The organism is Trichocoleus sp. FACHB-90 (assembly GCF_014695505.1).
Taxonomy (GTDB): Bacteria; Cyanobacteriota; Cyanobacteriia; order Cyanobacteriales; family FACHB-T130; genus Funiculus; species Funiculus sociatus.
Genome location: NZ_JACJOK010000033.1, coordinates 1 through 7,382, shown reverse-complemented (window position 1 = coordinate 7,382; position 7,382 = coordinate 1). Strand labels below are relative to the sequence as shown.

Sequence of the window (7,382 nt, the reverse complement as noted above, 5' to 3'; positions counted from 1 at the left end):
AACGAAGAGGTTATGGGTTTAGAAACTTCAACAATTTCAAATTAAGAAGTTTTCTGACTTGGCATTTTGCCAGCTAGTTTCAGTTTATTTTACATACTATGTTCGGTAGAGCCCATATAACTTTAGTTGTAGTCTGTCTGTACTCAATTTATAAATTCACTCTCTACATCGTGAAGCCACCAGCAGTAAAAGAAAAAAATTGGTTGCAGGAAAGTCGTTATAGTCGGCGTGGAAGTCCTTTATTATTTGCACCGATGGTAAATTTCAACGTCATGGCTGAAGTTGGAGATAATCCACCGTAATTTGGTCACAGTTATTAAGACGCAGCTGTGGGAAGTAACTGCGTAGGTTTAAATTACTTCTCCATAAATACCCTACAGATACTACTAAAAACTATACCAGTTTCTAGTAAGTACGTTTTTTGGCTGGAAAGAATTTAATAGCAACCTCAAGGAAGTCTGCCAGATGTATTAACTTCTTTGAGAAACTTTTCCTACATAATTTCAAGCGATCGCTACTTTCGACTGACTTCATTCAGTCGAAAAAGCTATCCAACAAGCCGCACAATTTGCCATCACAAAAGTTAGTTTTTAAAAACTAGCTTTGATTTTACGTAACAACCAGGGAGTGTATTTGCCATGAGTCTTGTTATGAATAATGAAAAATCTCAATTTCCTTCACCGGAACATAATTCTCTTACACCTTTGTCGCGGGTGAAAGAAGCTGTATTGACTATATTATTAGGACAAATTCGGCGGCCCGTCGGCACTATAATGCGGAAACTACTATACCCTAAAATGTTTGGTTGGGTAGGTAAGTCTGTATATATTCAGACTGGGTGTGAATTTATTGGTGCTAGTTGTATTGAGATTGGAAATAACGTCAAGATTCTCCGTGACGTTCGTTTAAATGCTTGCGAAGAAAATAGTAAGATCCGCATTTGTTCTAATGTCTGCCTCGATCGAGGTGTTGATATCAACGTTGTTCCTCACGAAGGTAACTGCCATATTGAAATTGGTGAAGGTACGCACATTTCCCCCTACACCTGTTTAGCTGGCCCCGGTAATATCACAATTGGGAAAAAGTGTTTAATTGCATCATATGTTGGGATTTATGCAAACAATCATAACTTTGCAGATCCCTCTCGTTATATATGGAACCAAGGAGTCACGCGCAAAGGAATTGTGATCGAGGATGACTGTTGGCTAGGGGCTGGAGTAAAGGTACTTGATGGAGTCACAATTGGTCAAGGTAGCGTCATTGGCGCAGGTGCCGTTGTCACCAAAGATATTCCACCTTACTCAGTTGCAGTTGGCGTGCCTGCAAAGGTAATTCAAAAGCGAAATAGTAATTCAGACAACTCAGAAAAAGTACCACTTTTGTAATGTGATACCAATTTCAAAAAACAATGCAACACATAAATTGATTGTAGGGGCATTGCAGTGCAATGCCCCTACCCACGTATAAGCTCTCAGATATTAATCAAATTGGTATAAGCTCTTAATTTTCCTCGTTTCAACGCCTTATGAAGGTGCTGGATTTTAACCTTGGCGACAGATACCAAAAACCGAGGTGTAGCCGTGTAAAAAGGTACTACCTGCCACTGGGCCGATTTCGCCATTACAGAAGAAACCCGCCACGGGAATATTTTTCAGATAGCGACGGAACAACTGGGAGTCAAAGTTAGGCTGTTGATAAAGTCGTTCTCCGCGTCCCAGACAGGAGAACATCAAGGCACCTGCTTCTTGGGCGGTGGGTGTCTCGCCTGTGGCTGCTTTTTGATAATGCTGGAGTAGCAGTTCCAGGTCTTCGGCGGAGGTGTGGGCATCTCGGAGGTGGAATTGGATGCGCTGACCGGGGCGGACGCGATCGCCAATAGCGATCGCCCCCACTCTTGGATCTACCCCCAGTAAGTTGCGGATGAGAAAGTCTCCCGGTTCTAGCTGCTGCTTAAACTCATCCCGTACAATGCCCACAAACAGCGAATCTTGCGCCAACTGCCTATCTATCTCGCTTAAGTTCTCAATAAGCTCCTGTAGCGCTTCTAGGGGTGTCTGAGATTGCCCATCGCTGCTGCTGACATCAGCATTATCCTGCTGGGAAACAGACAGCACAATATTCCTCTCCCCTTTAATTACCCGATAAGGCGCACCAATAGGACGACAGCCCTGGGCCACAATCGTTTCTAGAACAATATTCCCGCTCAAGGCAACCCCAACAACGCCCTCATCGTATAACTGGTAGTTACAAAACAAACCAGCATTGCCTCCAACGTTACGACCGCTAGCCAACCCTCCCACCTTTACCGATCCCGGATAAGCAAAATCTAGCCCCTGGAGCAGGTCGTTAATCTTGGAAGAAAAAGGATCGCCTAACAAGATGAACTGCGGTTCATCGGCAGGGGATACGCCAATCAGTTCCACCCACTCATCAGGAGGGCTATCCAAGTCAGGTAGGGCATTGCCAGCAATATCAAAAGCATGAACCTTAACCCCAGGCAGATGAGCCAAGGTAAGGCTTAAAGCTGGTTTTCCCTCAACTTCCTCAACTTCGCCAGACGAGTTCATCCCAATAATGCCGCCGCCACCACAGCCAATCAGGGCTTTTGTTTTTAGCCGCTCCTCCAGCAATGGCATCAACCGCGTATACTCACTTGCATAAGCAGAGGAGATGAACACCAAACCCAAGTCCGCAGGTGCTTCTAACGATTTAGTGGCGCGTTCGACCACTTCCTCGACTGCCGCTTCCAAAGACGGACGGGTTGATAAGGCGTTTGCCCACTTGATCTGGTTAGTCATAGGGATTACACAAAAGTCTCACCTAGAAATCCGATGCCTTTGGGTAGATTGGCAGGATGTCAAAGCTTTATCATAAGCCTAACACCAGCACGGGTTAGCTTGGTTATACTACCAGGGCAATATCTCTATGGGGGAACCAAGTTAGTGTAATGGTGTATTAACATTAGTTAATATGAACCTAGATGCGCCAGCTCTTGTGTATACTGGCACATCGGTGAGGGAGAAATGACCAAATCTTAAAAGATAAAGATCAATCCAGTGCTGGTACTGCATATTCAGATATGACAAATAAGGAATCATTGAAATAACTGAGTAAGTTAAGTAGTACACCTGACTGGATGGCGCCAAAGGTCGATATTCACCAGGTTTCCTGAACTGAAAGAAGAAACGGGGACTAAGAAAGTCATGAGCAATATCCAAGAACAAATCGAACAAGAACGCGATCAAGCCCGGGCTGTTTGTGATGCCAAGGGTGACACTTCCGGTGAGTGCGCTGCTGCGTGGGATGCTGTTGAAGAACTGCAAGCAGAAGCGTCTCATAAGCGTCAACAAAAACCAAAAAACTCTCTTGAGCTATACTGCGACGATAATCCGGACGCTGCTGAGTGCCGCATTTACGAAGAATAGATTTAACGTGGTGCTAAACGCCGCTATTCCGGCATAGTTCTGAGATATGAGCAACGAGAACGTCTAACAAGGGCGTTCTCGTTGCTTGTTTTTTGGGTGGGTTATGCTGTAGCGCGATCGCATAGAGATTCTATGGGCATGGTGGAAGGTGTTAATGGCAGGTAAAATAAATTGGTAAAAATCGCCATTTCTGCCATACACCGCCCATGCAAAATGACATCTGGTTTCGACCGCTAGTTTGGATGGACTACCGACTGGGAGTGTTGTTTACGGTTATCATCCCCCTGATTCTGCTCATTTGGGCTTTTGTCCAGAGAGCTGATGCCATTGTCCGCTTGTTAATTATCTACTGGCGCGTCTCTAGTTTGATGGCGATCGCACTTTACCTGATGATTCCTGCATGGCCTATTGCTTTTGTGGCTTCTTTCGGATCTCGCCTTCTGGTTCCTATCTCTCTCTGGTTTTGGGAAGATATCAACGATGACATTGACGACCGGCCCCTGCGTCCCTTGAAACTAGCGCTAACAGCATGGCGTTGGGCTATCACTGTTTACCTCACCTTGGGCGCGTTAGCTTTTCTGCCTTTCCTGTCTTGTGCGTTTTCCCCTGGCTCGATTAAATCTCCATTTTGCAATGTCTGGTTGGAAGCCCCCAGACTTTACAAACAGTTTTTCCACTCCGGTTCCACAACTTCACCCCAATTTTTAGGGTTTCTGGGAATGGTAGGATTGATAATTTATGTATTGTACTTGAGCTATTTTGTCCTGATTCGACTAGGCAAGCAAGGACGCTCGGCTATGGAGCAGTAATCAAACAAGTAAAAATTAAAAATTAAAAATTTAATATATTTTTTTAATTTTTAATTTTGTCAATGTTGGGTGAGGTTCCTCAAACGCCACGCCCTTCAACGCGGGGAACACAGCGGAGGGGGTGGCTCCCCAACCTAATATCAAATGTTTAGTTTGATTAGTTTTACACTAAGCTAATTATTCAAGTTTAAAGCTGAAAAAAGCAAAACCATGATTGTTCTGCGTAACTAATAATAATAGAATTATTAAGCCAGCAGTAACCAGCGTTGTCCACAAAGCGTATGGATTTTTTCGAGTTAGCCAGCCGAGAAGCAATGCTAAACCGATAAACAGAATACTCGTAAAAATGATATCTAAATTTCTCAAGTTCCAAGCTATCAATGGATCTTTAAAATCTTCAGGCATATCAACTCTGTTTTTTGTAATTTAATTTTGAGCTATTTTCATTGTAGTCAAGATAAATAGACAACTCAACAGTTAAGTCCATTTCCTGGTCGAGCATTATTTAGATTATATTTTTATAAAAATTGATACTGAATTACAACTTCAGTACAGCGATCGCAATCCCGTAGGCAGAATTGTACAAGCGCGATCGCTATTGTTCAACTGCCATCGCCAAAACGATAACCTTTGCCATAAACAGTGTGAATTAGTGGTGTCTCCCCAGATGCTTCAATTTTGCGCCGTAACAGGCGAATTAAAGCTGCTAAAACGTTGCTGCTGGGCTGTTCTCCGGAATCCCACAAATGGTGATAAATTTGGTTATGAGTTAGCAGCTGCCCAGCATGACGCATAAAATAGGCAAGCAGTTGGCTTTCTTTTTCCGATAGCTCAATGGTGCGTCCTCGACGATACGCCAGCTGGTTGTCGCAGTCAAGCTCTAAATCTGTTACATGAAGTATATTTGATGCTGATGGTGCTATAGACGCATCAGCAGCCGAACGCCGCAACAAAGCGCGAACTCTTGCTAATAACTCCCGCAGTTCAAACGGCTTCACCAGATAATCATCAGCACCCGCGTCCAATCCCAGAACTCGGTCGTCTAGAGTATCTTTGGCAGTGAGAAACAGCACTGGTGTGGTAAGTTTAAGCGATCGCATCTGCTGACAAATCTCCAACCCAGTCATTTGCGGCAGCATCCAATCCAAAATCAGCAAGTCGTAACCGCCTTGCATTGCCATCTGGCTGCCATCTGCGCCATTATAAGCCACATCAACACTGTACCCCTCACGCTTAAGTAAGCGAGAAAGCGGTTCAGCAAGTTCAACTTCATCATCTACCAAAAGAATCCGCATAACTAGCTATGGCACTTTCTTTATGAATCATAAAATTTTCTTCTTCCGAGACGTATAGAACGCCTCGCAAAAAGGACAGACTCGCCACAATCTATAAAGGAATTGCTTATCAGCTTTTAGCTACTTTTTTCGACCTATTGAGTATAAAAACTGACAATCCGTTTAATGTATAAAGCTTTTGTGAAGCCATCGGCTGTTTATATGAAGATTAAATAAATATTAAGTTTATTAACCTCTTCTTTACTAGAAGTTTATCAGATATTCAGAACTAACTCGTACAAATACGTATAGGGTAATTGCTTAATCTTTATTAATCTAACCCCGAAAAAGTGGGGAGAAATTGGAGCAACCCAGAGGGCGCGATCGCTAATAGGTAGCGACCTAACCTTCCCACTTGCAGAAACCTAAGTAATTGAAGGGAAATAAATAAAATGTTTCAGCAACTTTCTGGTGGCAAGCGCTGGTTGCTAGTATCCAGCTTGAGTTTAACCAGTGCCTTAGTCTCCACAACAACACACGCCCTAACACTCAACCTGCTGCACTTCAGCGATGCCGAATCCTCCCTGCTAACCCGGACTGGCACCGTTTCCCCAACCACCACACCACCAACCACATTTGAGTATAGTGGCGTTGGCTTGTTTGCCGATTTAATCGATAGGCAACGAAACGCCAGCAGCACAGACTTTGACCTACTGGTGACAGCTGGAGATAACTACTTATCAGGGCCGCAATTCCAAGCAAGCCTGAGCCTCCCAGAAGGGCAGCAATTCTACGATGCAAAAACATTAGAACTATTTAACATTGATGTCGGTGGCATCGGCAACCACGAATTTGACTTTGGCCCAGATGTGCTGGCTAGATTCATCGACCCGGAACGCGATGGTACTGGTTTCCGTCCCTTCGTCTCCTCCAACCTGATTATTCCAGACAACAATCCCCTCAAAGGATTGATTCAGCCCAGCACCATTGTCACCAAGACCGTTAATGGAGTGCAAGAGCGCCTTGGTGTTGTAGGCGTGACAACCCCATTACTGCGCTCAATTTCCAGCCCGGAAGATGTGGGGACAATCGGTGACGTGGTAGGTACTCCTGGTTTTGCCGCCTTAGCCAACCAGGTGCAGACCGAAGTGGATAAACTAACTCAGCAAGGCATCAATAAAGTTGTACTGGTTTCTCACCTCCAGAACATCAACGAGGAAAAAGCTCTAGCAGGTCTACTCAAAGACGTAGACATCATCGTTGCAGCTGGCAGCGATACTCGTCTAGCAAATCCAGAAGACCCTTTGCTGCCCCTTACCGGAGAAACGCCAGTTCCCTCTTACCCCCTGGTCTATGACTCCAGCACTGGTACACAGGTCAACAGTCTGGCGGCGGTAACGGGCGAACCAGTGCTGATTGTTTCCACAGACGGGGAATACAAATATCTGGGCAACTTGCAGGTAGAGTTCGCTGATGGTAGGGTTACAAGCATTCTAGAACCAGAAAGCGGCCCCAAGCGCAACACGAGTCTAGATGGGCTGACTCCTCGTCAAGATTTGGTAGAGCAAGTTCAGAACCCAGTTGCCGCCTTTGTTGATAGGCTGCAACAAACACCAGTTGGAGTAACGAATGTACCTCTAGACAGCATTCGTACCAATGTTCGTGCCAAAAGTACGCTTGCTGGTAGTTTGATTGCTGATGCTGTGCGTGATGCTGCCCGCGATGGTGCAGAAAGTGTAGGTTTAGATCCAGAAAATATTTGGCGTTGCTGAAAGAGTAATGCTAGATGTGGCACAATAAAGGTATGAAATGTCCTCAATGTAACTCCACTCAAACTGCTAAAAATGGACATCGTCGAGGCAGACAATGCTACA

General features: G+C 44.7%; 8 protein-coding genes. 5 read left to right on the top strand and 3 right to left on the bottom strand.

Features of this window, described 5'->3' with window-relative positions; genetic code table 11:
- Positions 1–98: 98 nt before the first annotated feature.
- Together H6F74_RS10170 and H6F74_RS30490 are read left to right on the top strand one after the other, a co-directional pair.
- Positions 99–302, top strand: a complete 204-nt coding sequence (locus H6F74_RS10170) for a hypothetical protein (protein WP_190440071.1) — start codon at positions 99–101, stop codon at positions 300–302.
- Positions 303–638: 336 nt separating this feature from the next.
- Positions 639–1,385, top strand: coding sequence for a DapH/DapD/GlmU-related protein (locus H6F74_RS30490; RefSeq protein WP_277875790.1), 747 nt, complete (start codon positions 639–641; stop codon positions 1,383–1,385).
- A 156-nt stretch (positions 1,386–1,541) separates the two neighbouring features.
- Here H6F74_RS30490 and H6F74_RS10160 read toward each other — a convergent pair whose 3' ends face one another.
- A complete protein-coding gene (locus tag H6F74_RS10160) occupies positions 1,542–2,798 on the bottom strand; it encodes an FIST N-terminal domain-containing protein (protein WP_190440067.1) in 1,257 nt (418 codons plus the stop codon).
- A 405-nt stretch (positions 2,799–3,203) separates the two neighbouring features.
- Between H6F74_RS10160 and H6F74_RS10155 the strand changes: the two genes are divergently transcribed.
- Together H6F74_RS10155 and H6F74_RS10150 are read left to right on the top strand one after the other, a co-directional pair.
- Entirely contained in the window at positions 3,204–3,425 is a 222-nt protein-coding gene (locus H6F74_RS10155) for a Calvin cycle protein CP12 (RefSeq protein ID WP_190418163.1), read from the top strand.
- Positions 3,426–3,631: 206 nt separating this feature from the next.
- Positions 3,632–4,234 carry a DUF3177 family protein gene (locus H6F74_RS10150; RefSeq protein WP_190440065.1) on the top strand — a complete coding sequence of 201 codons (603 nt, stop codon included), beginning with the start codon at positions 3,632–3,634 and terminating at the stop codon, positions 4,232–4,234.
- 177 nt (positions 4,235–4,411) lie between these two features.
- On the opposite strand, the gene H6F74_RS10145 is transcribed toward H6F74_RS10150, so the two are convergent.
- Positions 4,412–4,639: a hypothetical protein gene (locus H6F74_RS10145; RefSeq protein ID WP_190440063.1), complete on the bottom strand. Its 228-nt coding sequence runs from the start codon at positions 4,637–4,639 to the stop codon at positions 4,412–4,414.
- A gap of 197 nt (positions 4,640–4,836) precedes the next feature.
- Positions 4,837–5,529 (bottom strand): two-component system response regulator RppA, encoded by a 693-nt coding sequence (gene rppA, locus H6F74_RS10140; protein ID WP_190440061.1) that lies wholly within the window; start codon positions 5,527–5,529, stop codon positions 4,837–4,839.
- Between the two features lie 431 nt (positions 5,530–5,960).
- Here rppA and H6F74_RS10135 point away from each other — a divergent pair, with 431 nt between their 5' ends.
- Positions 5,961–7,280 (top strand): hypothetical protein, encoded by a 1,320-nt coding sequence (locus H6F74_RS10135; RefSeq protein WP_190440059.1) that lies wholly within the window; start codon positions 5,961–5,963, stop codon positions 7,278–7,280.
- Positions 7,281–7,382 lie beyond the last annotated feature (102 nt).